Consider the following 25,977-nt stretch of genomic DNA (forward strand, 5'->3'; position numbering starts at 1 on the left):
TTCAATCAAGGGCGAGGCACACAGCGCTCCCTAACATGGCCGCAAGCCCCTTTGAAATCAGCGTGCTCATGACAAGCCATCAGCCTTCGATACATGGCAACCTGCGCATCTGGAGCGTCGGGCTGGTGGTGATGGTCTTGCTGATGATCGCAGCGTTCGCGACGGTGCAGGCCAAGTCATACGGCGACATCGAGCAGCAGCGCATCGAGAAGGTTTTCCCTCAAACCGATTCGGTGTCCGCAGCCGAAGGCACGTTCAAGGTGCGCACGCTGTCGGCGGCCGGCAAGGTCATCGGGTATGTGTTCCAGAGCCTGGATGTGGTGGATATTCCGGCCTACTCGGGCAAACCCATCAACACCCAGGTGATCCTCGACACCGCCGGGGTGATTCAGGACGCCTATGTGCTGGAGCATCACGAACCGATTCTGCTGATCGGCATCCCCGAAGAAAAACTCCACGGTTTCAGCGCCCGATACAAAGGGATCAAGGTCAGCCAGCGGGTAGTCGTCGGGCATTCCAGCGACCCGAGCGCGGTCACCGTGGATGCCATCGCCGGCGCAACCGTCACCGCCATGGTGGTCAATGAGGTCATCATGCGTGCCGCCCATGAGGTGGCCGTATCGTTGAAGCTGATCGAGGACAGGGGCGGGGTGGTGAACAAGCCCGCCACCGTGCGCCAGGATTTTTACGAGCCTGCCACCTGGGAGCAACTGACCGGTAACGGCGCCATTCGCCGGTTGAACCTGACCCGTGGGCAGGTCGATGCCGCCTTCAAGGGCACCGACGCCGAAGGCGTCGACAACGCCGGCCCGGATCAAGTCGATGACACTTTTATCGAGCTGTACACCGCCGACTTGAATCCACCGACCATTGGCCGTGCGCTGCTGGGCGACAATCAATATCGCTTCCTCATGCAGGAACTCAAACCCGGCGAACAGGCCATCGTGGTGCTGGGGCGTGGGCTGTTTTCCTATAAAGGCTCGGGTTATGTGCGCGGCGGGATTTTCGATCGGGTGCAATTGCGCCAGTTCGGCAACGTCATCAGCTTTCGCGACATGGACCATCAGCGGCTCTCCGACGTATTTGCCAAGGGCATGCCCGAGTTCACTGAAATGTCGGTGTTCATTGTGCGCAAACCGGCCGGTTTCGATCCGGGATCGCCTTGGTCCCTGGAGCTCCTGGTGCGGCGTCAGACGGGACCGGTCAGCGGCACCTTCAGCAGCTTCGAACTGCCTTATCAACTGCCCGAACCCTACCTTGAGCGACCTGCGCCCAGTGCCGAAGAACGGGCGGCCATCGAGGAAGCCAGCCGGCCGATGTGGTTGAACATCTGGTACCAGAAACACTTCCAGATCGCCGTCCTCGCAAGCGCGTTGTTGCTGCTGACGGCCATCCTGTTCCTGCAAGACAAATTCACCCGCCGGCCACGCTTTCTGCACTGGCTGCGTCGTGGTTACTTGCTTTTCACCGTGGTCTTTCTGGGTTGGTATGCCCTGGGGCAATTGTCGGTGGTCAACGTCCTGACCTTTGTGCATGCGCTGTTCGAGCACTTTCGCTGGGAGCTGTTTCTCACCGATCCGCTGATCTTCATGCTCTGGGTCTTCACCGCCGCGAGCATCCTGCTGTGGGGCCGTGGGGTGTTCTGCGGCTGGCTGTGCCCGTTTGGCGCCTTGCAAGAGCTGATCAACGAAGCCGCGCGCAAGTTGAAAATCCCCCAGTACGAATTGCCCTTTGCGGTGCATGAGCGGCTGTGGGCGATCAAATACATCATCTTGCTGCTGCTTTTCGGCATCTCCCTGGAATCGATGTCCACCGCCGAGCTGTTCGCCGAGGTGGAACCCTTCAAAACCGCCATTACCCTCAAGTTCGGTCGCCAGTGGTGGTTCGTGCTCTACGCGGTGGCGCTGCTGGTGATCAACATTTTCACGCGCAAAGTCTATTGCCGCTACATCTGCCCGTTGGGTGCAGCGCTGGCGATCCCGAGCAAATTGCGCCTGTTCGATTGGCTCAAGCGCCGCCAGGAATGCGGCAGCCCCTGCCAGTTGTGCGCCAAGGAATGCGAGATCCAGGCGATTCACCCTGATGGCCGGATCAATGCCAACGAGTGTCACTACTGCCTCGATTGCCAGATGACCTACCACAACGAAGACAAATGCCCGCCGCTGATCAACAAGCGCAGGAAGCGCGACAAAGCGGCACCCGCTCCTGTGCAACTGATACCTGTCGTGGAAGTGACCGCTCTGGAATGAACCCCGCGAGCGCCTGTCCGCAGTGACCGTTTTTATCCCTTCAAGGAAAACACCTGATGAACGACACAGAATCCAAAAAAAACACTGAAGTGCCGGAACCGACCGGCCTCAGTCGTCGCGGCTTCCTGGGCACCAGCGCAGTGACCGGTGCGGTACTGGCCGGCGCCACGGCCATTGGTGGCGCAGTGTTCACCCGTGAGACATGGGCGGCAGCGGCCAAGGACGCACAACTGAAAACCCACGTCGGGCCGGGCGAACTGGACCAGTACTACGGTTTCTGGAGCGGCGGCCATCAAGGTGAAGTGCGGATCATGGGCATTCCGTCGATGCGCGAGTTGTTGCGTGTTCCGGTGTTCAACGTCGATTCCGCCACCGGTTGGGGCCTGACCAACGAAAGCAAACGGATCATGGGCGATAGCGCGCATTTCCAGAATGGCGACTGCCACCATCCGCATTTGTCGATGACCGACGGCAAGTACGACGGCAAATACCTGTTCATCAACGACAAGGCCAACAGCCGCGTTGCGCGTATCCGCCTGGACATCATGAAGTGCGACAAGATGCTCACCGTGCCCAATGTTCAGGCTGTTCACGGGTTGCGCCTGCAGAAAGTGCCGCACACCAAGTACGTGTTTGCCAATGCAGAATTCGTGATTCCGCACCCCAATGACGGCAGCACCTTCGACCTGCAAGACAAGAACAGCTACACCCTGTTCAACGCCATCGATGCCGAGAAAATGGAGATGGCGTTCCAGGTCATCGTCGACGGCAACCTGGACAACACCGACGCCGACTACACCGGTAAATATGCGGCGTCGACCTGCTACAACTCGGAGAAAGCCTACGACCTGGGCGGCATGATGCGCAATGAGCGCGACTGGGTGGTGGTGTTCAACATCCCGCGCATCGAAGCGGCGATCAAGGCCGGCAAGTTCATCACCCTCGACGGCTCGAAAGTGCCGGTGGTCGACGGTCGTAAAACCGAAGGCAAGGACAGCGCGTTCACCCGTTACATCCCGACGCCGAAGAACCCCCACGGCCTCAATACCTCGCCCGATGGCAAGTACTTCATTGCCAACGGCAAGCTTTCGCCGACTTGCACCATCATTGCCATCGCCAAGCTTGACGATCTGTTCGACGACAAATTCAAGGACCCGCGAGACGTGGTGGTCGGTGAGCCCGAGCTCGGTCTGGGCCCGCTGCACACCACTTTCGACGGCCGCGGCAATGCCTACACCACGCTGTTTATCGACAGTCAGGTGGTGAAGTGGAACGTGGAAGAAGCCATTCGCGCCTACACCGGCGAGAAGGTCAACTACATCAAGCAGAAACTCGATGTGCAGTATCAGCCGGGCCACAACCACGCCTCGCTGACCGAAACCAGTGAGGCCGACGGCCAATGGCTGATGGTGCTCAGCAAGTTTTCCAAGGACCGCTTCCTGCCGACCGGCCCGTTGCACCCGGAAAACGATCAGTTGATCGATATCTCCGGCGAGGAAATGAAACTGGTGCACGACGGCCCGGCCTTTGCCGAACCCCACGACTGCGTCATGGCCCGCCGCGACCAGATCAAGACCAAGAAGATCTGGGACCGCAACGACCCGTTTTTTGCCGAAACCGTGGTCATCGCCGCGAAGGACGGGATCAAGCTGGAGACCGACAACAAGGTCATCCGTGACGGTAACAAAGTCCGCGTCTACATGACCTCGATGGCCCCGGCCTACGGCCTGCCGGAGTTCACCGTCAAACAGGGCAACGAGGTCACGGTGACCATCACCAACATCGACCAGATTGAAGACGTGACCCACGGCTTCGTGATGACCAACCATGGCGTCAGCATGGAGATCAGCCCGCAGCAGACTTCATCGATCACCTTCATCGCCGACAAGGCTGGCCTGCATTGGTACTACTGCAGCTGGTTCTGCCATGCGCTGCACATGGAAATGGTCGGTCGCATGAAGGTCGAGAAGGCCTGACCGTTGCCCATCGACAGGAGCGAAGCAATGACTGATAGCAAGGGAAACCCGGTGAAGGTCATTGCGCTTGCGCTCCTGCTGATGTCCGGCAGTGCGCTGGCGGTGCAACCCGTCACCACGTTGCCGTTGACGGTGGACGCCGATCAACGCTGGCACCTGCCGGCCGGGGAATACCGTGGCTCGTTCAGCGTCGATCAACCGATGCAGATTGTCTGCGAGCCGGGCGCGGTATTTCAGGGCGAGGGGCAGGGCAACGGCTTGATCATCAGTGCGCCGGATGTCGGCATTGAGGGCTGCACGTTTTTGGACTGGGGGCACGACCTCACCGTCATGAATGCAGCGGTATTTATCCAGCCCAAGGCCCATGGTGCGGTGATAAAAGGCAATCGCCTACAGGGTAAGGGTTTCGGTATCTGGGTCGATGGCACTCAGGATGTGAGCCTGATCGACAACCGCATTCAGGGGGATCCGGCGCTGCGTTCTCAGGATCGCGGCAACGGCATTCATCTGTATGCCGTGCATGGCGCCCGGGTCATCGGCAACCAGGTGCGCGACACCCGCGATGGCATCTACATCGACACCTCCAACGGCAACCTGCTGCAGGGCAATACCCTGGAAGACCTGCGTTACGGCGTGCATTACATGTTCGCCAACGACAACCGGCTGATCGGCAATACCACCCGCCGCACCCGCACCGGCTACGCCCTGATGCAAAGCCGCAAGCTCACGGTGATTGGCAACCGCTCCGAACAGGATCAGAACTACGGCATCCTGATGAACTACATCACCTATTCAACCTTGCGCGATAACTTCGTCACGGACGTGCGCGACGGTTCGACCGGCGACAGCATGATCAGCGGCGCCGAGGGCAAGGCGTTGTTCATCTACAACTCGCTGTTCAACAGCATCGAACACAACCACTTCGAGCACAGCGCCGTGGGCATTCACCTCACCGCCGGTTCCGAAGACAACCGCATCGCCGACAACGCCTTTGTCGGCAACCAACGGCAGGTCAAATACGTCGCCACCCGCTTGCAGGAATGGTCGGCGGATGGTCGGGGCAATTACTGGAGCGATTACCTGGGCTGGGATCGCAACAACGATGGCCTGGGCGATATCGCCTATGAACCCAACGACAACGTCGACCGCCTGCTGTGGCTGTACCCGCAAGTGCGGCTGTTGATGAACAGCCCCGGGATCGAATTGCTGCGCTGGGTGCAACGGGCCTTTCCGGTGATGAAGTCGCCGGGCGTCCTGGACAGCCATCCGCTGATGAATCCCGCCACCCAACCCCTGACCCAGGAGCCCACCGCATGAACGTCATCGACATGGAAGGCGTCAGCCAGCGCTATGGGTACACCACCGTGTTGCATCAATTGAACCTGAGCCTGGGCGAAGGCGAAGTGCTGGGCTTGTTCGGGCACAACGGCGCGGGCAAGACCACCAGCATGAAACTGGTGCTCGGTCTGCTTCAGGCCAGTGAAGGGCAGGTCAGGGTGTTCGGCCGCACGCCCAGTGATCCGCAGGTTCGGCGTTTACTGGGCTATTTGCCGGAGAACGTGACCTTCTATCCGCAGATGAGCGGCCTGGAGACCTTGCGGCATTTCGCCCGACTCAAAGGCGCAGCGCCCGCGCAGGTGGACGTGCTGCTGGAGGAGGTCGGCCTGGCGGGCGCGGCGCATCGACGGGTCAAGACCTATTCCAAAGGCATGCGCCAGCGCCTGGGACTGGCGCAAGCCTTGCTCGGCGAGCCGCGTTTATTGCTGCTCGACGAACCGACCGTCGGCCTCGATCCGATCGCCACTCAAGACCTCTATCGGTTACTCGACCGGCTGCGCAGCCAGGGCACCAGCAGCATTCTCTGTTCCCACGTATTGCCGGGGGTCGAGGCGCATATCAACCGTGCCGCGATTCTGACCCAGGGGCGCCTGCTGGCCCTCGGCAGTCTGCGCAGTTTGCGCGAGGAAGCCGGGTTGCCGACGCTGATTCGCGCCAACGGGCTCAAGCACGCCGGGCCGTTGCAGCGATCCTGGAACAACGCCGGGCATGTCACTCAGCGCTGGGGCGTGGAGGGCCTTGAAGTGGCTGCGCTCAATGGCAACAAATTGGACCTGTTGCGCCAATTACTCAATGAACACGAGCCGGCCGACGTGGAAATCGACCCACCGTCCCTGGAGGACATCTACCGCTATTACATGGGCCGGGCCGGTGCGACCCCCAGTGGAGAGACCGTATGAACCCGATCTGGAACATGGCCCGCAAGGAATTCAATGACGGTTTGCGCAACCGCTGGTTGTTGGCGATCAGCCTGTTGTTCGCGGTGTTGGCGACCGGCATCGCCTGGTTGGGGGCGGCGGCTTCCGGGCAATTGGGCTTCACTTCGGTGCCCGCCACCATCGCCAGCCTGGCCAGCCTGGCGACGTTCCTGATGCCGCTGATTGCCTTGCTGCTGGCCTATGACGCCATTGTCGGCGAAGACGAAAGCGGCACGTTGCTGCTGTTGCTGACCTATCCGCTGGGGCGCGGGCATATTCTGCTTGGCAAGTTCGTCGGCCACGGATTGATCCTGGCGCTGGCGACCCTCATCGGTTTCGGCTGCGCGATGCTCGCGATTGCGGTGCTGGTGGAGGACGTCGAATTGAACCTGCTGCTCTGGGCGTTTGGACGATTCATGCTGTCGTCGACATTACTGGGCTGGGGCTTTCTAGGGCTGGCCTATGTGCTGAGCAGTGTGTCTGCCGAGAAATCCACGGCCGCCGGGTTGGCGCTGGGGGTGTGGTTCTTCTTCGTGCTGGTGTTCGACCTGGCGTTGTTGGCACTGCTGGTGCTCAGCGAAGGGCAGTTCAACCCGCAAGTATTGCCCTGGTTACTGCTACTCAACCCCGCCGATGTCTATCGCCTGATCAATCTCTCCGGTTTCGAGCCCGGCACCGGCAGTGCTGGTGTACTGACCCTGGGCAGCGATTTGCCTGTACCGGGCTCGATGCTCTGGTTGTGCCTGTTGCTGTGGGTGGCGGTGCCTTTGGGCTTGGCCTGGTTGCTGTTCCGTCGACGGGCGACATGAATTCACACCCTGGTTTTTGGAGCATCTGACGATGAGTAATCTTTGTTCGACGACGATACGCGCCGTGGCGGGCCTGATGGTTTGTCTGCTGCTGGCGGCTTGTGACAAACCGGTGCAAGCCACCTACAGCGACGCCGCCGCTGCCTTCCATCCCAGTGATGAATGCCATGTTTGCGGCATGATCATCGACGGCTTCCCCGGGCCCAAGGGCGAAGTGGTCGAGCGCAGTGGCATCAAGAAATTCTGCTCCACGGCGGAGATGATCGGTTGGTGGCTGCAACCGGAAAATCATCATGGCGAGGCTCGGTTGTATGTCCACGACATGGGCCGCAGCCCGTGGAATGCACCCAATGATTCCCATCTGATCGATGCCAAGGATGCGTTTTACGTGGTCGGCACCCAACTCAAGGGGGCAATGGGTGTGGTGTTGGCGTCCTTCTCCAGTCAGCAGGCTGCGGAAAAACTGGCCGCCGACCAGGGCGGTCGTGTGCTGCGGTTCAGCGAGATCGATCAGGCGGTGCTTCAGCAGCCAGCGATGTCGCACTCGACTCATTGATTGGCGAGCCATCGAGAAAAGTGATCGCCGTCAAGTCAGTATTTCTGCGTCTGTTCAAAGATAGGGGCTCACAACGTCCCCAGTGCTTGGCATTAACGATGCCCAGGAGAACATGATGCAAACCGAGTTTCAGGATCGTCTGGCGGTGATCACCGGTGCCAGCTCCGGGATTGGCCTGGCGTTGTGCGCCGCGCTGTTGCCGCGTGGGGTCAAGGTGCTGGCGATGTCACGCACTGCCGGTGATTTGCCAGCCTTGCAGCAGATCTACGGTGAACGGCTGCAATGGTGTGCCGGGGACGTCACGTGCGAGGAAGACTTGCAAGGGTTGGCCCGGAGGGCTGCGGCGCTGGGGCGGGTGGATTATCTGGTGCCCAACGCGGGCATTGCCGAAATGGCCGACAGCCTGGACATGCCGGCCTTCCAGCGCCAATGGGCGGTCAACGGTGCCGGGGCGTTGAACACCCTGGCGGCGTTGCGCGGTGAGTTGGCGAGCCCGGCTTCGGTGGTGTTTGTCGGTAGTTTCCTGATCGGTTCGAGCTTTCCCGGTCTGGCTGCCTGCATCGCCAGCAAGGCCGCGCTGGTGGCTCAGGCACGCACATTGGCGGTGGAGTTTGCGCGGTATGACGTGCGCATCAATCTGGTCTCGCCAGGGCCGACCGCGACCTCGATGTGGGACAACCTGGGGTTGAGCGACGGTGAGCTCGATGACGTCGCTGATACCTTGGGCAAACGTCTGCTGCCCGGTCATTTCCTCGATGCGTCGGCGGTGGCCAATGTGATTATTTTTCAACTGTCCCAAGGCGCCCGGGGTGTCTATGGGCAGGATTGGAAGGTTGATAACGGTTATACGTTGGGGTGATGGGTGAGCTCGGCGTACATATCCGTTTCTGCGATAACGGCTGCTTAGGGTTCCGCCCTTACGGCGGGTCACTTTGGAAAAGCGCCAAAGTAACCAAAACGCTTTCGCCCCTGACGTACGGCCCTTCGCCTAGGCTCAGGGTACCCTCGCTCCGGTCCTGCTCCGTGGGCCCGCCGCCATCGGCCATCCATGGCCGGGGGCGGCTACCGCGGCATCCTTGCCGCGGTGCCCACTGCGCAGAACCTGCGCTCGGCCTTCCGACGGGGCAGATCAAGATCAAAAGCCAAAGCCAAAGCCAAAGCCAAAGCAACAGGAGTCGTTCCCACACTGATCGTTCCCACGCTCTGCGTGGGAATGCCGCCGGGGACGCTCCGCGTTCCGCTCGCGACGCAAGACTTGAGTCCTGCGCACTGGTGACGCGGAGCGTCACGGGATGCATTCCCACGCGGAGCGTGGGAACGATCAGGTGTACGCGCAGGTGTTGAGGACGCAGGCCGGCCGGTAGGCCGCCTCGCGGTGCTTTTGCGGTACTCGCCCCCTCGAGAGGACGAGTGGAGGTTCTGCGTAGTGGGCAACCCGGCATGGATGCCGGGTTAGCCGCCCCCGGCCATGGATGGCCGATGGCGGCGGGCCCACGGAGCAGGACCGGAGCGAGGGCATGGCGAGCCTTAGCGAGCCACCGAACGACAGGGGCAAAAGCGCTTGGTTACTTGGCGCTTTTCCAAGTAACCCGCTGTAAGAGCGGAACCAATAGCAGCCGTTACCGCAGAAACGGATATACACCCAAACCCAAACCCAAACCCAAACCCAAGCCCAAGCCCAAGCCCAAGCCCAAGCCCAAGCCCTAATGCGAAGTCCCCTCCACAAACTCAATCTTGTTCCCCACGTTGTACTTACCCGACGGCTTGTTCATCGGCAGTCGCTTGATCTCTTCAAGGGTATTACTGTCATACACAATCAGCGCGCCATCGCTGGCCCAGACGCTCAGCAACAAGTAGCGGCCATCGCGAGTGAACTCAACGTGGGCAGCCGTCTTGCCGGGCATCGGGCGCAAGGTGTGGGCGATTTCCAGAGTCTGTTTGTCAATCAGGTGGATCGCATCGTTGTCCGGCCCGAAGAACACGTCGGTCCAGGCATACCGCGAGTTGACATGACTGCGCATGAAGAAACCCGGCCCCAGGGTCGGAATTTCCTTGATCAGTTTCCAGGTTTTGAAGTCGATGACCGAGATCAGCCCCTTGCTGATGTTCGGCGTGGCGAACACCCACTCACCGTTGCGTTTCCAGTAGGTCCCCGACCCAAGATGCGGCATGCCCGGCAGCGGTATGTCGGTGACCACCTTGCCACTGTCGAGGTCGATCACCTGACCGCCCTTGGCCTTGCGCGACGTGGCCAGCAGTTGCTTGTAGTCCGGTGAAAAGGAAAAGTCGTCCAGCACATCCTCGGCCTGGATGCGTCGTGGTACGAAGTCCGGTGTACCGGCGCTCGACAACTCCCAGACTTCCTTCACATCCTTGAGCGCCACGATGAAACTGTCCCGTGGCGGGGCGGTGTAGACCGCGCTGACCCGTGACGCGGTGCCGTCCTGGCCGATTGCGGGGATGGTTTTGACCAGCGACAGATCGCGGGCATCGAGCACCACCAGATTGCCCGGCAGATAATTGCCCACCAGCACCCAGCGGCCATCCTTGCTCACCGCCAGGTTGCGGGTGTTGAGCCCGGCGCGGACCTCGGCGATCAGCTTCAGGTTGTGCAGGTCGTACAGGCTGACCCAGCCATCCCGTGAGGCGACGTAGACGAAGCGTCCATCCGGCGAGAACTTCGGCCCGCCATGCACCGCAAAGTGCGAAGCAAACCGTGCCAGCACTTCGAAGCGATCGCCGTCGAGGATGTTGATGTGGTGGTCGCCGGCTTCCACTACCACAAACAGGTTCAGCGGATCGGCGCCATGCTGGGGCGTGTCGGGCAGTTTACTGATGTCGGCGAGGATGGAATGACTGCCGCTAATGTCGTCGTTATTCCAGGTGGGCGGGGTGGCGGGTGGTTGCTGAAGGTAATCCACCAGCGCGTCGATCTGTGCCGGGCTGAACACATTGGCATACCCGGTCATCTGACTCGCGGGGCGACCATTCTGGATGACACTGCGGATTTCATCGGGTTTGATCCGGCTCAGACTCTCCGGCAGCAAGGCCGGCCCCGCACCGCCTAAACGGTTGGCGCCATGGCAGCGCTGGCAATGTTGTTGATAGAGGTCGGCGGCCGCGTCTGAGGATAGAAGCGCTGCACCGGCATGGGCCGCGCCGACCCATAACAATGGGGCAAGTAGCATGCGCCTCATATCGCCACCTTGCCGTGGCGTTGCAGCACCGGAGCGGAGTAAAAGCGCGCCGGGTATTCCTGCTGTTGGGCAGCGAACAGATCGACCACTTTGCCGATCACCGTCAGCGTCGGAATGCCCGGTGGGCAATCCAGCGCCAGGGTCGGCAACTGGTGCAGCATGCCTCGGGCGACGTGCTGGTCGGGACGCGTGCCATTGCTGATCAGCGCCGCCGGTGTATCGGCGGCCATTCCGGCTTCGATCAGGCGCTGGGCAATAATCCCGAGGTTCGATAACCCCATGTAAAACACCAGGGTCTGGCTGCTGTCGGCGAGGCTGCTCCAGGGCAATTGCAACTCACCATCGCGCTGCAAATGCCCGGTAATGAAGCGGCAGGAGTTGACCAGATCCCGGTGGGTCAGCGGAATGCCGGCATAAGCGCTGCACCCGGAAGCGGCGGTGATGCCCGGGACCACCTGGCAGTCAATGTTGCGTTGCAGCAGATACTCCAGCTCCTCGGCGCCACGGCCGAATATGAACGGGTCGCCTCCCTTGAGCCGGACCACGCGCTGCCCCGAATCGGCGAGGTCGGCGAGCAGTTCGTTGATCTGTTCCTGGGGCAGGCTGTGGCAGCCGCTGGCCTTGCCGACGTAATGCCGGGCGCAGGTGAGGGGGATCAACGTCAGCAGCTCGGGGCTGATCAGGCGGTCGTAAACCACGGCGTCGGCCTGCATCAACAGGCTCCAGGCACGCAGGGTCAGCAAGCGTGGATCACCGGGGCCGGCGCCGACCAGGGCCACTTCGCCCGGTCTGAACGGGGACGCAAGTGCGGCCGGTAAAACAATCGATGGGTGCATGGGACGTCCTTGGTTCTTCATCAGGTTGGCCGGCCCCATCCTTTGCCAGATGGCTCGCCAGGCGGGTGCTTCAGTGCATGACGCAAGGGATGGTGATTGATGGCGGCATACCGATTTCTTCATCGCTGAGGTGACAACCGGGGTCCTGGCCCCAGAGGTCGCCTTCGGCCCAGGCACGGGTGCGGGTATTGCCGTTGCAGATGTTCAACCAGCGGCATTGGCCACAACGGCCACCGACGACGCGAGGATGCGCGCGCAGCTGCTGCAACAACGCGTCCGGCTGGTCCAGCCAGAGCGTGCGAAACGGCGTGTGCCGGACGTTGCCCACCGAGTGCTGCCACCAATAGGTGTCGGGGTGCACTTCGCCGGTGTTGTCGATGTTGGCGATGCCGCTGCCCGACGCGTTGCCGCCCCAGGCCTGGAGCATGTGTTCCAGGCGCGGGTAATGTTCGGGCAGACGCAGGCCCACCCATTGCAGCAAGAGAATCGCGTCGGCGTCGTTGTTGCCGCTGACAAAATCGCTGTCGCGACCCTGCTCGATGTCTTCCCAGGCCTGTTCGAAGATCAGTGTCATCGCTTCGCGGCTCATCTGCTGCCGGGCGTCGAGCTTGCGGCTGCGTTTGCCGCGACCGCTGTAGTTGAGGTGCGACAGATAAAACTTCTGCACGTCGTACTCGCGCATCAGCGCCAGTAATTGGGGCAATTGTTGATGGTTCTCTTGGGTCAGGGTGGTGCGCAGGCCGACGCGAATACCCTGCTCACGACAGAGACGGATCGCCCGCATGGAACTGGCGAAGCTGCCCTTGAGTTGGCGGAACGCATCATGGGTGGCTTCCAGGCCATCAATGCTGATCCCGACATAGTCGAAATTCGCCGCGCGGATTTGCGTGATGTTCTGCTCATTGATCAGCGTGCCGTTGGTGGACAACGCCACAAAGAAACCCTTGGTGCGGGCGTAGGCGCTGAGCACAAACAGATCGTCGCGCAACAGCGGTTCGCCGCCGGAAAGAATCAGCACCTTCACCCCGGCGTCGTGCAGATCGTCGATCACGGTCAGTGCGGCGGACGTATCCAGTTCGTCGCGAAAGACGCTGTCGGCGGACGTGGCGTAGCAGTGTTTGCAGGTCAGGTTGCAGCGCCTGAGCAGGTTCCAGATCACCACCGGCGGCCGGTTGCTGCCCGGTGGGCTGGTTCTGGGGGCAGGCGCCTGGCCGGTCAGGGCACGCAGGTATTGGCTGATCCTCAACATGCAAATCTCCTTGAACAAGCACGTGTTCAGCGTGGCACTGGCGATAGCCGCAAACCGGTTTTCTTCAGGATGCGACTGCTCACCAGCATCTCGTCGGCGGCGCAGGCGTCGCCCAGCAAGTAGCGCAGGTGTTCGCGGTAGCTGTCGATTTCCTCGCGGCTGCGACCGTGGACCATGGCGAACAGGTTGTAGCGCCACGCGGTTCGTCGCGGGCGCCGATAGCAATGACTGACGAAGGGCTGCGCACCGATCAGTGCGCCAAGGCGCGGCATGTCCGTGTCGCGCACATCCCAGACGGTCATGCCGTTGTAGCGATAGCCCAGGCGATAGTGGTTGGGGACGGCGGCGATACGCCGGATGGCACCCTCGGCCTGCAAGCGCTTGAGCAAATCCAGGGTGGATTCGATGCTCAGCTCCAGCTGTTCGGCGAGCCAGGCCCACGGGTCGTCCAGCAGCGGCAGGCCGGCCTGGGTCAGCTCGATCAGACGCAGAGCGAGGGTGTCTTCAGACCGGGAAGTACAGACCGACATGGTACGTCTCCTCTTTGGGCAAGTTGAGCAGCGGCAGGCCTGTCAGGTTTTCGATGTGCTGCAGGGTCTCGGCGATACCTTGTTCGGTCGGGCAACCGAGCACGAACCACATGTTCCAGGCGTGTTCGCGTCGGTAGTTGTGCGCCACTTCAGGCAGGGCCTGCAGTTGCGCGGCGACGTCTTCAAAACGCTCTTCCGGCACCGCCAATGCGGCAAGGGTGAAGGCGCCGCCGAGGCGTTCGATGTCGAACATCGGGCCGAAGCGCGTGAGCATGCCGTCTTCCAGCAATTCATGGAGGCGGTCGAGCAGTTCGGTACTGCTGCTCTCCAGTTCGGCGGCCAGTGCCTGCCACGGGTGGCGCACCAGCGGCAGGCCCAGTTGCAGGCGGTTGATCAGCCGACGGTCGAGGTCATCCATGGGTGGGGGCTCCGGTTGGTGAGGGGGTAAAGCGTCCGCCGCACTGTTTGAACGCGTGAGTGCTGAACAGCAGTTGGTGGGGCAGGTCGCTCAGCAGGTGTTTTTCCAGTAACGCCTGGATCTGCGCTTCGACCCGCTCACGTTGGCGCCCATGAACCATGCAAAAGAGGTTGTAGCGCCACTGCGGCAGGCGCCGCGGCCGTTGGTAGCAGAGGGTTATGCCGTGCGCCCGGCCCAGGCGCTGGCCGACTTCGTCGATCAGCGCGTCCGGAACATCCAGTACCAGCATGGCGTTGGCGGTAAAACCCAGCGCGCGATGGTTGAGCACCAGGCCGACCCGGCGAAACAGCCCTTGCTCGTGCCACTGGTGCATTTGCGCGAGTACCTGGTTTTCGTCGGCGTCTATCCGTTCGGCGAGGGCCAGGTAGGGGCGCGATACCAGCGGCAATCCGCCTTCCAGATGCCGACGCAGCGCCAGTGCCTGTTTGGGATTCAACCCCGGCTTCATGAGCTTTCTCCCAGGGCAAAACCGAGGTCGATGCGGTAAGCGGTCAACATCGGCAGATCCAGCGGCATGAGGCCGGTGTCTTTCTCAAGTTGTTCGAGAACGCGTTCGATGTGTTGGCGATCAGGACCGGTCAGCACAAACCACAGGTTGTAGAAATGCTCCCGCGCGTAGTTATGGTTGACCTCGGGATACTGGCTGACGTGCTCGGCGACCTGTTGCAAGCGTTCGGCGGGCACGGCGAGGGCGGCGAGGGTGCTGGCCCCGGCGCGGCTGTGTTCGAACACCGGGCCGATCCGTGAGAGGGTGCCGGCCTGATCCATTTCTTCCAGGCAAGCCATCACCTGGGCCACGCGACAACCGAGAATCCGCGCCATCTCCTTGTAAGGCTCCGCGCACAGCGGCATGCCGTGCTGGAAGCGGTCGATCAGTTGGCGGCTGAGCAGGTCGAGGTTCATTTCAATAGCCCATTTTTTGCGCGCGACTGCTGAAGAAGATGCCGCTCGGCGCGGTGGCGGGAAGGGTGTTCAGCTGCTTCAGGCTGTACGGGTCCCAGACCTGAACCTGATCGCCATCGCGTAACGACAGCCACAGCTGATCGCCGCGGGCGGTGAATTCCATGTGCAGCACCGCTGGCCCTGGCCGCAGATCGGCGACCACGGCATGGGTTTCGCTGTCGATGACCTGTACTCGATCGTTGTCCGGGTAGGCGAAGTTGACCCACAGCTGCCGACCGTCCGGGCGCGACGTGACGAACACCGGTTGGCCAGCCACCGGGATGGCAGCGGTTTGCTTCCACGTGCGCGAATCCATCACCAGCACCTGGTGACGGCCGACGGCGGGCACGAAGGCCTGGTGATCGGCGACGGCCCAGCCCTCCAGATGCGGCATTTTGTAGACGGGCAATTTCGCCTGGCCGCGTCCGTAATCACCGAGCACTCGCTGTACACCGCGCTCGGGGTGCCAGAGGTCGAGTTGCGCCATGCCGTCTTCGCCGAACAGTCCCGCCATGTAATAGCGACCATCCGGGGTCACCAACGCGTCGTAGGGTTGCTGGCCGATGTCGGTGAAACGGCTGATTTGCGGCGTGTTGCCCTGACTGAAATCGGCGGTCCAGATCTCGCCGGTATCGAACAGGCTGAATACAAAACGCTGACCGGGCGCATCGACCAGGCCGACCACCCGTGAGCGCTTGCTGCCATCGGCCAGGGGCGTGGCCGGAATATCGGCCACCAGTTGCAGGGTTTCGGCATCGAAGACCTTGACCCCGCCGGGCACGTAGTTGGACACGGCGATGAGTTTGCCGTCCTGACTGATCGCGCCGCCGATACTGTTGCCGCCCTGTATCACCCGTTGATCGATGCGTTGGGTCAGCAGGTCGATCTTGCTCAGCCCACCGTCGCGGCCGAACACATAGGCATAACGCTGGTCGCGGGAAAACACCACCGAGGCATGGGACAGATCGCCCAAACCCTCGAGTCGGACCAGTGCCGTGCGGGTGTCGCTTTCGATGATTTGCACGCTACCGGTGGCGCGCTCCACCACCACGCCCAGATCGCCGGTACCACGCAACGGTGGCTGAACACACGCGGACAACAACAGCCCGGTCGCCGCTAAAAGCAGGGTTGAACGGATCATGGTGCGGGATATCCCTGGAGAAGAAGATCGACCAGCCAACGGATGTCATCCGGGCTGAGCAGCGGGGCCCAACCGGGCATCGCGGTGCCGGGCCGGCCTTGGCTGACGGTGGCTATCAGGCTGTCCCTGGACTTGCCCGCCAGCGTTGCGCGGGTCAGGTCGGGACCCAGCCCGCCGGTCATGTGCAGTCCGTGGCAGGCGCCGCAGTCCTGGGCCAGCAGGTGTTCGAGTTGTGCCTGACGCTTGGCGTCGGGCGCGGCAACCGTGGTTGCGCAAATGAGGAGGAGGGCCGCCAGAATCGCAGCGTGTCGATAAACCATCATGACGCCCTCCAGTTGGCTATTTGAGACTCAGGACCCAGGTTGCAAGTGTCTTCGCTTCTTCATCCGTCACCGGGTTGGCCGGCATTGGCATCGGGCCCCAGTTGCCTTGCGTGCCGTTCTTGATGTGGCTGGCCAGGGTGTCCACGGCCCCGGCCACGCCCGCGTTCTTGGCCGCGACATCCTTGAGCGCCGGGCCAACCAGCTTGGTGTCGATGGAATGGCAGGCGGCGCAGGGTTTGCTCTTGAACAGCTCCTGGCCGTCTTGGGCCATGGCCGGCTGCACGCTCAGCGCAGCGGTCAGGGCGAACAGTGAAAACAGAGTATTTTTCATGGGGATTCCTTGCATTGATGGAGCTCAATAGATGTCGTGTTGGGTGTTGTAGACGTTGAATTTTCCGGTGGGGGTGATCAGTCGTTTGTCCTTTATGACTGATTTGAGCTTCAACGTTTTGTCGTCGATCACTACCAGCGCCGATTCCTCCGACTGACCGCTCCACACGGAGAACCAGACTTCATCGCCGGCCTTGTTGTATTCCGGCTGTACCACCCGCATCGCGCCTTGCTTGATGCCGGCGTACTCGGCGATGGGCAACACGGTGTAGCCGGCGTCGAGTTTGTCGATGTTGAACACCGCCACCGACTGGCTCAGCTTGGCGTCGGGGTTGAGGGTGGTGTCGACATACAGGTGACGGGAGTCAGGGTGGGTTTTGATAAACAGCGATCCGCCGCCCTGGCCCTTGAGCGAGGCGACCTGTTTCCAGGCGTATTGCGGGTGCTTGACCGGGTCGGTGCCGATCAGGGAAATGCCGTCATCACCGAGGTGGCTGGTGGCCCAGACTGGCCCATAAGTCGGATGGTTGAAGTTGGCGCCGCGCCCCGGGTGAGGGGTTTTGCCGACCTCCACCAAAGCTGCCAACTTGCGATCTTTGGAGTCGATCACGGCGACTTTGTTGGAGTTGTTGGCGGCGGTCATGAAGTAGTGGTGGGTGCTGTCCCAACCGCCGTCATGCAGGAAGGGCGCGGCATCGATGTAGGTGATGGTGAGGTTTTTGATGTCCTGGTAATTGACCAGCATGACCTTGCCGGTTTCCTTGACGTTGACGATGAACTCCGGCCATTCGTGGGAGGCGATAATCGCCGCGACCCGAGGTTCTGGGTGATATTCCTGCTTGTCGACGGTCATGCCACGGGTCGAGACGATCTGTTTGGGCTCCAGGGTTTCGCCATCCATGATGGTGAATTGCGGCGGCCAATAGGAGCCAGCGATGGTGTACTTGTCTTCGTAGCCCTTGAACTTGGAGGTCTCCACCGAGCGCGCCTCGATGCCCACTTTGACTTCGGCGACCTTGGTCGGCTCCACCGGCCACAGGTCGATCATGTCGATCCGCGCGTCTCGACCAATCACTAGCAGGTAGCGACCGGAGGCGGAGATCCGCGAGATGTGTACCGCGTAACCGGTCTCGATCAGCTTGACGATTTTCTTGCTGTCACCGTCGATCAGGGCAATCTTGCCGTCATCGCGCAAGGTCACCGAAAACAGGTTCGGCAGGTTGAGTTTGCTCAGTTGCTTCTTCGGACGGTCCTCAGGCTTGACCAGCACTTTCCAGGTTTTCAGCGTCTCGGCCATGCCCCATTCAGGTGGCGTCGGCGGCGTGTGCTGAATGAACTTGGCCATTGACGTGATCTGATCCTTGGTCAGCGCATTGGACGTCCCCCAGTTCGGCATGCCCGCCGGTGAACCGTAGGTAATCAACGCCTCCAGAAACGGTTGCCCGCGGGACTGGGTGATGTCCGGTGTCAGTGGTTTGCCGGTGGCGCCTTTGCGCAGAACACCGTGGCAGCCGGCGCAACGCTGGAAGTAAATTTCCTTGGAAGAGTCGAACTCGGCCTGACTCATGTCGGGCGCTCCGGCGGATTTGACCATGAGCGGGCTGGCCGCAGCGGCAGCGGGCTCGTTGGCCCGGGCCGCATGAGTCACCGCAAGGGCCAGCGCCGAACACAATGTGGCGACAGTCAGAGCAAACGTTTTTCTATTGCTGATCAGCATTCCATTTCTCCTCAGGCAAGACCTTTGCGATGTGCTGAAACGGCAGCGCAGAACGCAGGTTCTTAGTGCCGTGCAAGGCTATGCCCGAGCAGGCCAATGCTCGCTTGACCGCGATCAAGTTTGCCGGCCATGTCACTTGCCAGGTTGTCGCAGGGGCCCGTAGCGTGTGGCTTGAATCCGCTTTTGGAACAGACAGCCCATGGACCGAATCCAGTCTTGCGAACCCTTCTATCAACCGCTCAATAATGAGGAGGCGCTGTTCGAGCAAGCCTGGCGACACGGCATGCCGGTGCTGATCAAAGGCCCGACGGGCTGCGGCAAGACCCGCTTCGTCCAGCACATGGCCCATCGGCTGAAACTGCCGCTGTACACCGTGGCTTGCCATGATGATTTGAGCGCCGCCGACCTGATCGGCCGTCATTTGATCGGTGCCCAGGGCACTTGGTGGCAGGACGGGCCACTGACCCGCGCGGTGCGTGAAGGTGGTATTTGTTATCTGGACGAAGTGGTCGAGGCGCGCCAGGACACCGTGGTCGTACTGCATCCGCTGGCCGATGATCGTCGCGAGCTGTTTCTGGAGCGCACCGGCGAAGTGCTGCAGGCACCGTCGTCATTCATGCTGGTGGTGTCGTACAACCCCGGCTACCAGAACCTGCTCAAAGGCATGAAACCCAGCACCCGACAACGCTTCGTGGCGATGCGTTTCGGCTATCCGCCGGTGGCCGACGAAGAGCGCATTGTCGCCCGGGAAGCGCAGGTGGACAGCGCGCTGGCGGCGCAAGTGGTGAGGCTGGGGCAGGCCCTGCGAAGGCTGGATCAACATGACCTGGAGGAAGTCGCCTCGACGCGGCTGCTGATCTTCACCGCGCGAATGATCCGCTCCGGCATGAGCCCGCGTGAGGCGTGCATGGCCTGCCTGGCCGAGCCGCTGAGCGATGATCCGCTGACGGTTGCGGCGCTGATGGACGTGGTTGATGTCCACTTCGGCTGAGGCCAGACGCGTTGCGCCGGGGCACTTGCCGGGCGATCTGGCGATGTGGTTTTTCATTCTGGCCGAGCTGTCGGTGTTCGCCATTCTGATTCTGGCGTTCGCCGTGACCCAGGCACTCAAGCCGCAGCTGTTCGGTGAAAGCCGTCTGTTGCTCAACACCTCTACCGGCCTGGCGATGACCCTGAGCCTGCTCACCGCGGGGCTGTTCGCCGCGCTGGCTCAAGAGCAAATCAAGCGCTCCCGGTCTCGCTACGGCGCTGTCTACCTGCTAGCGGCCTTGCTCGCCGCCAGTGTCTACGTGGTGTTGAAACTCACGGAATACCGACACTTGCTGGCCTCGGGGCTGGGCATGGAGCACAACACGTTTTTCACCCTCTACTGGATCCTCACCGGTTTTCATTTTCTCCATGTACTGCTCGGCATGGTCATTCTCGGATGGCTGGCCGAGCGCTGTCGTCGTGGCCTGTACAACGCCGCCAACCGCAGCGGGCTTGAATCGGGGGTGCTGTATTGGCACATGGTCGATCTGATCTGGGTGGTGCTGTTTCCGCTGGTCTACGTTCTGAATTGACGGAGGTTCTGATGTCCGCTTCCAGGTTTTTGCTGGTCTGCTGGGCAGCGCTGGCCACGTTAAGCGTGTGCACGGTGGTGCTGGCACAGATGGGCGCGACGTGGCTGCTGTCGGTGGCCATTTTGCTGGTGGCGGTTGGCAAGGCCTGGTTGATTGCCGATGGCTTTATGGAAATGCGCCATGCCCCGCGATTGTGGCGGCGGTTGATGGTGAGTTGGGCGTTGGTGTTGGCCGCCGTTGTAGGGCTGACGCTAGTGTTGGTCGACTAGCCAACCTGTGGCGAGGGGGCTTGCCCCCGTTGGGCTGCGCAGCAGCCCAAAAACCCGCAATCACATTTCATCAGGCATACCGCATTCATAGATTTTGCGACTGCTGCGCAGCCCAACGGGGGCAAGCCCCCTCGCCACAGGGTCAGGCGTTCGGCTTCATGGTGCCAATACCCGACCAAAACCATCTGCCTTTCTTGATCGCCATCAAGCAGGTTTCAACCCTTCGCTTTCTATCATGGGCACGCCAAGCAAAGAGGAAGCGACCATGTCAGAGACCTTCACCAAAGGCATGGCCAGGAATATCTACTTCGGGGGAAGCATCTTCTTCTTCCTGATATTCCTGGCCTTGACCTATCACACGGAACAGACCTTTCCAGTGCGCAGCAATGAAGCGCAGTTAACCGAATCAGTGATCCGCGGCAAGACGGTCTGGGAGCAAAACAACTGCATCGGCTGCCACACGCTGTTGGGCGAGGGCGCCTACTTTGCGCCTGAGCTGGGCAACGTGTTCCAGCGGCGCGGCGGGGAGGCGGGCTTCAAACCCTTTCTACATGCCTGGATGAAAATGCAGCCGCTGGGCGTACCGGGCCGGCGAGCGATGCCGCAGTTCAAGTTGAGTGAGCAAGAGGTGGATGACATCGCCGAGTTCCTCAAATGGAGCTCGAACATCAACACCAATGGCTGGCCGCCAAACAAGGAGGGCTAAGAGATGAGCATTGCTAATCCGCATCTGAAATTCGCCTCGCAAGCCGTGGCCAAACCGTACTTCGTGTTCGCCCTGATGCTGTTTCTCGGTCAGGTGCTGTTCGGTTTGATCATGGGTGTGCAATACGTGGTGGGGGACTTTCTGTTCCCGATCATTCCCTTCAACGTGGCGCGGATGGTGCACACCAACCTGCTGATCGTCTGGCTGCTGTTCGGCTTCATGGGCGCTGCCTACTACCTGATTCCGGAAGAGGCCGACCGCGAACTGCACAGTCCGAAGTTGGCGATCATTCTGTTCTGGGTATTCGCCGCCGCGGGCGTGCTGACGATCCTCGGCTATCTGCTGGTGCCTTATGCGGGCCTGGCCAAACTGACCCACAACGAGTTGCTGCCAACCATGGGCCGGGAGTTCCTGGAGCAGCCGACCATCACCAAGATGGGCATTGTGGTGGTGTGCCTGGGCTTTCTCTACAACATCGGTATGACCCTGCTCAAAGGGCGCAAGACCACCGTCAGCATGGTGATGATGACCGGGCTGATCGGCCTTGCGGTGTTCTTCCTGTTCTCCTTCTACAACCCAGGCAACCTGGCCCGCGACAAGTTCTACTGGTGGTGGGTGGTGCATCTTTGGGTGGAAGGCGTGTGGGAACTGATCATGGGTTCGATGCTCGCTTTTGTCCTGATCAAAATCACCGGTGTCGACCGGGAAGTCGTGGAGAAATGGCTGTACGTGATCATCGCCATGGCGCTGATTACCGGGATTATCGGCACCGGTCACCACTTCTTCTGGATCGGTGCGCCTGAGGTCTGGTTGTGGGTCGGCTCGATCTTCTCGGCACTCGAACCGCTACCGTTCCTGGCCATGGTGATCTTCGCCTTCAGCATGGTGAAGAACCGTCGCCGGCAACACCCGAACCGCGCCGCCACACTGTGGGCCAAGGGCACTACGGTCACCGCGTTCTTCGGTGCGGGCGTCTGGGGTTTTCTGCACACCCTGGCACCGGTCAACTTCTACACCCATGGTTCGCAACTGACCGCGGCTCACGGTCACCTGGCCTTCTACGGTGCTTACGCGATGATCGTGATGACCTTGATCAGCTACGCCATGCCGCGTTTGCGCGGGCTGGGTGAAGCGGCTGACGAGCGTTCGCAGACCTTGGAGATCTGGGGCTTCTGGTTGATGACCCTGTCGATGGTGATGATCACGCTGTTCCTGACCGCTGCCGGTGTCGTTCAGGTTTACCTGCAACGCTGGCAGGCCGACGGGATTGCGTTGCCATTCATGGCCACGGTCGAACATCTGCAGGTGCTGTTCTGGGCGCGTCTGGGCGCCGGTCTCGGCTTCTTCGCCGGGTTGCTCTGTTACCTGCTCAGCTTCAAGCAACGGAGCCGCGCCGCCTTGCGCGCCCCGGCTGCGGTTGTACCTTCATGAGCGAGTGCAACAGCTAGAAAAGGTCGGCCCGGCTGATACAGCGGGCCGTTTTTTTGGTTTCCAGCAAGGGCAAGCATCATGGCGTTTACCGTCGAACTGGAAGAGTGGGTAGGCAGTGTCTGGCATCGTTTCATCACTCGGCGTGCCAGCCCTGACTTCCCTGAAGCACGGGTTGAACTGGCCAGTCAGCAACGCCCGCTGGCGCTGTTGTTTCGTGCCATGGGCGGTGCCAATGGCATCGGTGTGGAAGCGGCCAGCGACCGCGATCTGCTGCTGCGGCGCAACGTGTTGCAGCAGATCGCCGGCACCTGCAAACAAGTGCCGTTGGCGTGGTGTGACGCGAGTAATTTGCGGCTGCCATCGAGCCTGGCGGTGTTTCCTGAAGTCGCACTGAACGAGGAACTCTATCGGTGGCTCGCGTTGCTGGCGGCACAAGCCGGGCATATGCGTCACTGGGGTCGGGACAATCAACGCTGGACGCAACAGCTGTTGCGGCGCTATCCCGCGTTGCGTATCCGGTATAAACGACTGGTCGATGCCCATCTGCAATTGCGCCCCGATCCGGCCTCGTTGAACGCCAGCGAAGCGGCACTGGAACGGGCGCTATGCCAGGCGCTGCGCGAACCTGGCAGTGTTGAGCATTTCCCTCGCAGCGAACGGGCCGCATGGCCGCTGCCGCTGTGGTTGTACCCGCCACAAAACCTCGCCAGCCCGCAGGCTGCCGATCTGGGCGATGAATCCGAAGAGTCTTTGACCACGCCGCCCGGCGAACAGAAAAGCGGGCGTAAACGCGCGACGCGGATCGATGAAAACACCCGCGATAGCGGGCTGTTGGTGGTGCGTCTGGAGAACCTGTTCAGCTGGACCGAGCACGTGGACCTGGATCGCTGGTCGGACGACAGCGAAGACCCGGACGCCGCCCGAGTCGCCGACGACCTGGATGAATTGACGCTATCTCGCACCCGTCTGCGCAAGGGCGGCGGACTCAAGCTGCACCTGGATTTGCCACCAGCCGATGTCGACGATATTCCCCTCGGCGAGGGCATCAAACTGCCGGAGTGGGATTACCGCAAACAGCAGATGCAGGACAGCTTCGTCAATCTGCAAATGATGGTGCCCCGCGACTGTGAGGCGCAGCCATTACCGCCACGGCTGAAGGCATCGGCGCACCGTCTGCGCCGCCAGTTCGAGCACCTGCGCAACGACCGCCAATGGTTACGCCAGCAACCTCAAGGGTCTGAACTGGACATGCAGGCCTGGCTGGATTTTCACGTCGAACGCGAGCATGGCCAGTGTGCCGAACGCGGTCTGTTCATGGAGCAACGGCAGACCCGCCGCGACCTGGCGTGCCTGTTGCTGGCCGATGTGTCGATGTCCACCGACGCCCACTTGAACGATGAGCATCGAGTGATTGATGTGATCCGCGACAGCCTGCTGCTGTTCGGCGAAACCTTGTCGGTGCTGGGCGATGATTTCGCCCTGTACGGGTTTTCCTCGCTGCGCCGTCAGCAAGTGCGCATGCAGGAACTCAAGGCGTTCACTCAGCGTTATGACGACACCACCCGAGGTCGCATTCAAGGTCTCAAGCCGGGGTATTACACGCGCATGGGCGCTGCCATTCGCCAAGCCACGCAACTATTGGGCACGAGCAAGCGGCGCAGCAAACTGTTGCTGCTGCTCACGGATGGCAAACCGAATGATCTGGATCTGTATGAAGGGCGCTACGGTGTTGAAGACACCCGCGAGGCGGTGCTGGAAGCGCGGCGTCAGGGGCTGACGCCGTTCTGTATCACGATCGATCGCGAGGCCGGGGATTACCTGCCGTACATGTTCGGCGCCAATGGCTACACCTTGATCCGCCAGCCCGAACAGTTACCGCTGCGCTTGCCGCAGTTGTATCGTCAGCTGACTCAGCCTTGAGCGACACGGTCCATGTAGCACTGCCGAGCCTGCGAAGCGCAGACCCTGTGGCGAGGGGGCTTGCCCCCGTTCGGCTGCGAAGCAGTCGTAAAAACAGCCAGTGTGTTTTATCTGGCACAACATGATTACCGGGTTAGGGCCGCTTCGCGACCCAACGGGGGCAAGCCCCCTCGCCACAGGGGCTGTGCTTCGCAGGCGCGAGATGTGTGGATAATTGCGGTGTGGCTTCAGGAAATACTGCGTGGCAGCCAGAAAAACATCACCACGCAGAAGATCGTCAGGCCAACGCAGAACCACATGAATCGGCGCTGCCGACGTTCTCCGGCGCGTTCAGCCAGTGCCGGCAGGGGCATGCCGCATTGGCGGCACTCGGTTTCTTGTGCGGGGTTGGTGTGTTGGCAATACAGGCAGACGGGCATGGCACTCACTCGAACTGTTCCAGGCGCAAGCGATCAAGAATGGCGATCTGACGGCCGTCCTGAGTGATGATGTTTTCATCGATCAAGCGGCGAATGATCCGCGAAAAGGTTTCCGGCTGGATCGACAGATGCCCGGCAATCAGTTGCTTGGCCATTGGCAGTTCGAATTGGCTGTCAACGGTTTGCTGGCGTACCAGTTGCGTCAGCAGATAACGCACGACCCGGTGGGTGGCGTTTTTCAGGGACAGGGTTTCGATTTCGTTGACCCGTTGATGCAGGCGAACGCAGAGCTTGCCCAGCAGCGCAAAGGTCAGCCGACTATTGCTCTGCAGCAGGCGCATGTAGGTGCTGTTGGATAACCGGTAGAGCTGGGTGGGGCAGATCGCTTCGGCCGATGCCACATAGTTCGGGGTGTCCATCAGCATCATCGCCTCGGCGAAGGTTTGCCGATCGCTGATGACCTCGAACACTTTCTCCTGCCCATCGGGTGTCAGTCGGTAGATTTTCACCGCGCCGGCAATGATGAAGTAGAACGAATCGGCCGGCTCACCCTGACGGAACAACGGCTCGCCCTTGTCGATGCTCAGCAAATGGCTGGTACTCATCAATTCATCCAGCTGTTCTTCGTTCAACGGCTCGAACAAGTGATGACTGCGCAGAATCTGGTGATGGACGCGATGAAGCACCATAAGAATTCATCCTGAAGATAGAGAGGGGGATCAGCTCAGACGAGACCTAGAGAAACGCCGCTGGCCAAGGCCAGGATTGAGGTCAACACAACAAACCAGGCCAGTGGCTGGATGACTTTTTTCATGACGACTCCGGTAATCGAAAGGGATCCAGGATTTCTAAAAGGTTGCCCATGCAGAGCAAGACGCGGGCCAGGCTTGGAGGGCCTTGTTTATGGGGGTTCTCAAGCATGAGGGTAAAAAAGACTATGCTGTATAGGGTTTAAATAACCCTTAAATGGTCATTTTTACCCTGATGACCGATCACCTTTGTGGCGAGGGGGCTTGCCCCCGTTCGGCTGCGCAGCAGTCGTAAACCGGCTGATGGGGTCTATCTGACACGTCGGGGATGCT

General features: G+C 60.9%; 26 protein-coding genes. 13 read left to right on the forward strand and 13 right to left on the reverse strand.

Annotation, left to right across the window (positions count from 1 at the left end; translation table 11 throughout):
* Positions 1-68 precede the first annotated feature (68 nt).
* The 7 genes from nosR to ACZ9IM_RS14370 all read left to right on the forward strand — a co-directional run bounded on the left by nosR (position 69) and on the right by ACZ9IM_RS14370 (position 8,704).
* Entirely contained in the window at positions 69-2,249 is a 2,181-nt protein-coding gene (gene nosR, locus ACZ9IM_RS14340) for a transcriptional regulator NosR (RefSeq protein ID WP_476224277.1), read from the forward strand.
* Between the two features lie 53 nt (positions 2,250-2,302).
* Positions 2,303-4,225 carry a TAT-dependent nitrous-oxide reductase gene (nosZ, locus tag ACZ9IM_RS14345; protein WP_476224349.1) on the forward strand — a complete coding sequence of 641 codons (1,923 nt, stop codon included), beginning with the start codon at positions 2,303-2,305 and terminating at the stop codon, positions 4,223-4,225.
* Between the two features lie 27 nt (positions 4,226-4,252).
* Positions 4,253-5,542 carry a nitrous oxide reductase family maturation protein NosD gene (locus tag ACZ9IM_RS14350; protein WP_476224278.1) on the forward strand — a complete coding sequence of 430 codons (1,290 nt, stop codon included), beginning with the start codon at positions 4,253-4,255 and terminating at the stop codon, positions 5,540-5,542.
* A complete protein-coding gene (locus ACZ9IM_RS14355) occupies positions 5,539-6,462 on the forward strand; it encodes an ABC transporter ATP-binding protein (protein ID WP_476224279.1) in 924 nt (307 codons plus the stop codon). The genes ACZ9IM_RS14350 and ACZ9IM_RS14355 overlap by 4 nt, the downstream gene beginning before the upstream one ends.
* Positions 6,459-7,289, forward strand: a complete 831-nt coding sequence (locus ACZ9IM_RS14360) for an ABC transporter permease (protein WP_476224280.1) — start codon at positions 6,459-6,461, stop codon at positions 7,287-7,289. The genes ACZ9IM_RS14355 and ACZ9IM_RS14360 overlap by 4 nt, the downstream gene beginning before the upstream one ends.
* 31 nt (positions 7,290-7,320) lie before the next feature.
* On the forward strand, positions 7,321-7,845 hold the full coding sequence (locus tag ACZ9IM_RS14365; RefSeq protein ID WP_427623100.1) for a nitrous oxide reductase accessory protein NosL: 525 nt from the start codon (positions 7,321-7,323) through the stop codon (positions 7,843-7,845).
* 115 nt (positions 7,846-7,960) lie between these two features.
* Positions 7,961-8,704 (forward strand): SDR family NAD(P)-dependent oxidoreductase, encoded by a 744-nt coding sequence (locus ACZ9IM_RS14370; protein ID WP_427623101.1) that lies wholly within the window; start codon positions 7,961-7,963, stop codon positions 8,702-8,704.
* 844 nt (positions 8,705-9,548) lie between these two features.
* Here the strand turns inward: ACZ9IM_RS14370 and ACZ9IM_RS14375 are convergent.
* From ACZ9IM_RS14375 to ACZ9IM_RS14425, 11 genes are all read right to left on the reverse strand, one after another.
* Positions 9,549-11,042, reverse strand: coding sequence for a cytochrome D1 domain-containing protein (locus tag ACZ9IM_RS14375; RefSeq protein WP_476224281.1), 1,494 nt, complete (start codon positions 11,040-11,042; stop codon positions 9,549-9,551).
* Positions 11,039-11,878, reverse strand: coding sequence for a uroporphyrinogen-III C-methyltransferase (gene cobA, locus ACZ9IM_RS14380; RefSeq protein WP_476224282.1), 840 nt, complete (start codon positions 11,876-11,878; stop codon positions 11,039-11,041). The genes ACZ9IM_RS14375 and cobA overlap by 4 nt, the downstream gene beginning before the upstream one ends.
* 70 nt (positions 11,879-11,948) lie before the next feature.
* Positions 11,949-13,127 carry a heme d1 biosynthesis radical SAM protein NirJ gene (nirJ, locus tag ACZ9IM_RS14385; RefSeq protein ID WP_476224283.1) on the reverse strand — a complete coding sequence of 393 codons (1,179 nt, stop codon included), beginning with the start codon at positions 13,125-13,127 and terminating at the stop codon, positions 11,949-11,951.
* Positions 13,128-13,153: 26 nt separating this feature from the next.
* Positions 13,154-13,657, reverse strand: coding sequence for a siroheme decarboxylase subunit beta (gene ahbB / locus ACZ9IM_RS14390; RefSeq protein WP_476224284.1), 504 nt, complete (start codon positions 13,655-13,657; stop codon positions 13,154-13,156).
* Entirely contained in the window at positions 13,632-14,075 is a 444-nt protein-coding gene (locus ACZ9IM_RS14395; RefSeq protein WP_476224285.1) for an Lrp/AsnC family transcriptional regulator, read from the reverse strand. The genes ahbB (ACZ9IM_RS14390) and ACZ9IM_RS14395 overlap by 26 nt, the downstream gene beginning before the upstream one ends.
* The gene (ahbB, locus tag ACZ9IM_RS14400; RefSeq protein WP_427623107.1) at positions 14,068-14,583 is read right to left on the reverse strand and encodes a siroheme decarboxylase subunit beta; all 516 of its coding nucleotides are present in this window, start codon (positions 14,581-14,583) and stop codon (positions 14,068-14,070) included. Before ahbB (ACZ9IM_RS14400) ends, ACZ9IM_RS14395 begins: the two co-directional genes overlap by 8 nt.
* Positions 14,580-15,038 (reverse strand): Lrp/AsnC family transcriptional regulator, encoded by a 459-nt coding sequence (locus ACZ9IM_RS14405; RefSeq protein ID WP_063340233.1) that lies wholly within the window; start codon positions 15,036-15,038, stop codon positions 14,580-14,582. The genes ahbB (ACZ9IM_RS14400) and ACZ9IM_RS14405 overlap by 4 nt, the downstream gene beginning before the upstream one ends.
* A 1-nt stretch (position 15,039) precedes the next feature.
* Positions 15,040-16,218: a cytochrome D1 domain-containing protein gene (locus ACZ9IM_RS14410; protein ID WP_476224286.1), complete on the reverse strand. Its 1,179-nt coding sequence runs from the start codon at positions 16,216-16,218 to the stop codon at positions 15,040-15,042.
* Positions 16,215-16,541 (reverse strand): c-type cytochrome, encoded by a 327-nt coding sequence (locus tag ACZ9IM_RS14415; RefSeq protein WP_476224287.1) that lies wholly within the window; start codon positions 16,539-16,541, stop codon positions 16,215-16,217. Before ACZ9IM_RS14415 ends, ACZ9IM_RS14410 begins: the two co-directional genes overlap by 4 nt.
* Before the next feature lie 16 nt (positions 16,542-16,557).
* Positions 16,558-16,872 (reverse strand): c-type cytochrome, encoded by a 315-nt coding sequence (locus tag ACZ9IM_RS14420; RefSeq protein WP_063340230.1) that lies wholly within the window; start codon positions 16,870-16,872, stop codon positions 16,558-16,560.
* Between the two features lie 24 nt (positions 16,873-16,896).
* Positions 16,897-18,588, reverse strand: coding sequence for a cytochrome D1 domain-containing protein (locus ACZ9IM_RS14425; RefSeq protein WP_476224288.1), 1,692 nt, complete (start codon positions 18,586-18,588; stop codon positions 16,897-16,899).
* A gap of 199 nt (positions 18,589-18,787) precedes the next feature.
* Here ACZ9IM_RS14425 and ACZ9IM_RS14430 point away from each other — a divergent pair, with 199 nt between their 5' ends.
* From ACZ9IM_RS14430 to ACZ9IM_RS14455, 6 genes are all read left to right on the forward strand, one after another.
* Positions 18,788-19,579 carry a CbbQ/NirQ/NorQ/GpvN family protein gene (locus tag ACZ9IM_RS14430; RefSeq protein WP_218394670.1) on the forward strand — a complete coding sequence of 264 codons (792 nt, stop codon included), beginning with the start codon at positions 18,788-18,790 and terminating at the stop codon, positions 19,577-19,579.
* Complete coding sequence (locus ACZ9IM_RS14435; protein ID WP_476224289.1) at positions 19,563-20,150, forward strand: cytochrome c oxidase subunit 3; 588 nt, start codon at positions 19,563-19,565, stop codon at positions 20,148-20,150. The genes ACZ9IM_RS14430 and ACZ9IM_RS14435 overlap by 17 nt, the downstream gene beginning before the upstream one ends.
* A gap of 11 nt (positions 20,151-20,161) precedes the next feature.
* Positions 20,162-20,419 carry a cytochrome C oxidase subunit IV family protein gene (locus tag ACZ9IM_RS14440; RefSeq protein ID WP_476224290.1) on the forward strand — a complete coding sequence of 86 codons (258 nt, stop codon included), beginning with the start codon at positions 20,162-20,164 and terminating at the stop codon, positions 20,417-20,419.
* 265 nt (positions 20,420-20,684) lie between these two features.
* Positions 20,685-21,125 (forward strand): c-type cytochrome, encoded by a 441-nt coding sequence (locus tag ACZ9IM_RS14445; RefSeq protein ID WP_030130714.1) that lies wholly within the window; start codon positions 20,685-20,687, stop codon positions 21,123-21,125.
* A gap of 3 nt (positions 21,126-21,128) precedes the next feature.
* Positions 21,129-22,556 carry a cbb3-type cytochrome c oxidase subunit I gene (locus ACZ9IM_RS14450; RefSeq protein ID WP_008075044.1) on the forward strand — a complete coding sequence of 476 codons (1,428 nt, stop codon included), beginning with the start codon at positions 21,129-21,131 and terminating at the stop codon, positions 22,554-22,556.
* Between the two features lie 78 nt (positions 22,557-22,634).
* Entirely contained in the window at positions 22,635-24,476 is a 1,842-nt protein-coding gene (locus ACZ9IM_RS14455) for a nitric oxide reductase activation protein NorD (RefSeq protein WP_476224291.1), read from the forward strand.
* 227 nt (positions 24,477-24,703) lie between these two features.
* On the opposite strand, the gene ACZ9IM_RS14460 is transcribed toward ACZ9IM_RS14455, so the two are convergent.
* Both ACZ9IM_RS14460 and ACZ9IM_RS14465 read right to left on the reverse strand, forming a co-directional pair.
* Positions 24,704-24,895 carry a protein DnrP gene (locus tag ACZ9IM_RS14460; RefSeq protein ID WP_476224350.1) on the reverse strand — a complete coding sequence of 64 codons (192 nt, stop codon included), beginning with the start codon at positions 24,893-24,895 and terminating at the stop codon, positions 24,704-24,706.
* Positions 24,896-24,900: 5 nt separating this feature from the next.
* Positions 24,901-25,584 carry a Crp/Fnr family transcriptional regulator gene (locus ACZ9IM_RS14465; RefSeq protein WP_008075049.1) on the reverse strand — a complete coding sequence of 228 codons (684 nt, stop codon included), beginning with the start codon at positions 25,582-25,584 and terminating at the stop codon, positions 24,901-24,903.
* Positions 25,585-25,977 lie beyond the last annotated feature (393 nt).

It is taken from the genome of Pseudomonas sp. TE12508 (genome assembly GCF_056279485.1).

Coding starts and splice junctions, on each gene's coding strand:
- ACZ9IM_RS14365 (WP_427623100.1), top strand. CDS start 7,321: ATGAGTAATCTTTGTTCGACGACGATACGCGCCGTGGCGGGCCTGATG.
- ahbB (WP_476224284.1), bottom strand. CDS start 13,657: ATGTCGGTCTGTACTTCCCGGTCTGAAGACACCCTCGCTCTGCGTCTG.
- ACZ9IM_RS14425 (WP_476224288.1), bottom strand. CDS start 18,588: ATGCTGATCAGCAATAGAAAAACGTTTGCTCTGACTGTCGCCACATTG.
- ACZ9IM_RS14430 (WP_218394670.1), top strand. CDS start 18,788: ATGGACCGAATCCAGTCTTGCGAACCCTTCTATCAACCGCTCAATAAT.
- ACZ9IM_RS14415 (WP_476224287.1), bottom strand. CDS start 16,541: ATGATGGTTTATCGACACGCTGCGATTCTGGCGGCCCTCCTCCTCATT.
- ACZ9IM_RS14375 (WP_476224281.1), bottom strand. CDS start 11,042: ATGAGGCGCATGCTACTTGCCCCATTGTTATGGGTCGGCGCGGCCCAT.
- ACZ9IM_RS14350 (WP_476224278.1), top strand. CDS start 4,253: ATGACTGATAGCAAGGGAAACCCGGTGAAGGTCATTGCGCTTGCGCTC.
- ACZ9IM_RS14405 (WP_063340233.1), bottom strand. CDS start 15,038: ATGAACCTCGACCTGCTCAGCCGCCAACTGATCGACCGCTTCCAGCAC.
- ACZ9IM_RS14370 (WP_427623101.1), top strand. CDS start 7,961: ATGCAAACCGAGTTTCAGGATCGTCTGGCGGTGATCACCGGTGCCAGC.
- ACZ9IM_RS14460 (WP_476224350.1), bottom strand. CDS start 24,895: ATGCCCGTCTGCCTGTATTGCCAACACACCAACCCCGCACAAGAAACC.
- ACZ9IM_RS14445 (WP_030130714.1), top strand. CDS start 20,685: ATGTCAGAGACCTTCACCAAAGGCATGGCCAGGAATATCTACTTCGGG.
- ACZ9IM_RS14455 (WP_476224291.1), top strand. CDS start 22,635: ATGGCGTTTACCGTCGAACTGGAAGAGTGGGTAGGCAGTGTCTGGCAT.
- cobA (WP_476224282.1), bottom strand. CDS start 11,878: ATGCACCCATCGATTGTTTTACCGGCCGCACTTGCGTCCCCGTTCAGA.
- nosR (WP_476224277.1), top strand. CDS start 69: ATGACAAGCCATCAGCCTTCGATACATGGCAACCTGCGCATCTGGAGC.
- ACZ9IM_RS14465 (WP_008075049.1), bottom strand. CDS start 25,584: ATGGTGCTTCATCGCGTCCATCACCAGATTCTGCGCAGTCATCACTTG.
- ACZ9IM_RS14420 (WP_063340230.1), bottom strand. CDS start 16,872: ATGAAAAATACTCTGTTTTCACTGTTCGCCCTGACCGCTGCGCTGAGC.
- ACZ9IM_RS14440 (WP_476224290.1), top strand. CDS start 20,162: ATGTCCGCTTCCAGGTTTTTGCTGGTCTGCTGGGCAGCGCTGGCCACG.
- ACZ9IM_RS14360 (WP_476224280.1), top strand. CDS start 6,459: ATGAACCCGATCTGGAACATGGCCCGCAAGGAATTCAATGACGGTTTG.
- ACZ9IM_RS14355 (WP_476224279.1), top strand. CDS start 5,539: ATGAACGTCATCGACATGGAAGGCGTCAGCCAGCGCTATGGGTACACC.
- nirJ (WP_476224283.1), bottom strand. CDS start 13,127: ATGTTGAGGATCAGCCAATACCTGCGTGCCCTGACCGGCCAGGCGCCT.
- ahbB (WP_427623107.1), bottom strand. CDS start 14,583: ATGAAGCCGGGGTTGAATCCCAAACAGGCACTGGCGCTGCGTCGGCAT.
- ACZ9IM_RS14450 (WP_008075044.1), top strand. CDS start 21,129: ATGAGCATTGCTAATCCGCATCTGAAATTCGCCTCGCAAGCCGTGGCC.
- ACZ9IM_RS14435 (WP_476224289.1), top strand. CDS start 19,563: ATGTCCACTTCGGCTGAGGCCAGACGCGTTGCGCCGGGGCACTTGCCG.
- ACZ9IM_RS14410 (WP_476224286.1), bottom strand. CDS start 16,218: ATGATCCGTTCAACCCTGCTTTTAGCGGCGACCGGGCTGTTGTTGTCC.
- ACZ9IM_RS14395 (WP_476224285.1), bottom strand. CDS start 14,075: ATGGATGACCTCGACCGTCGGCTGATCAACCGCCTGCAACTGGGCCTG.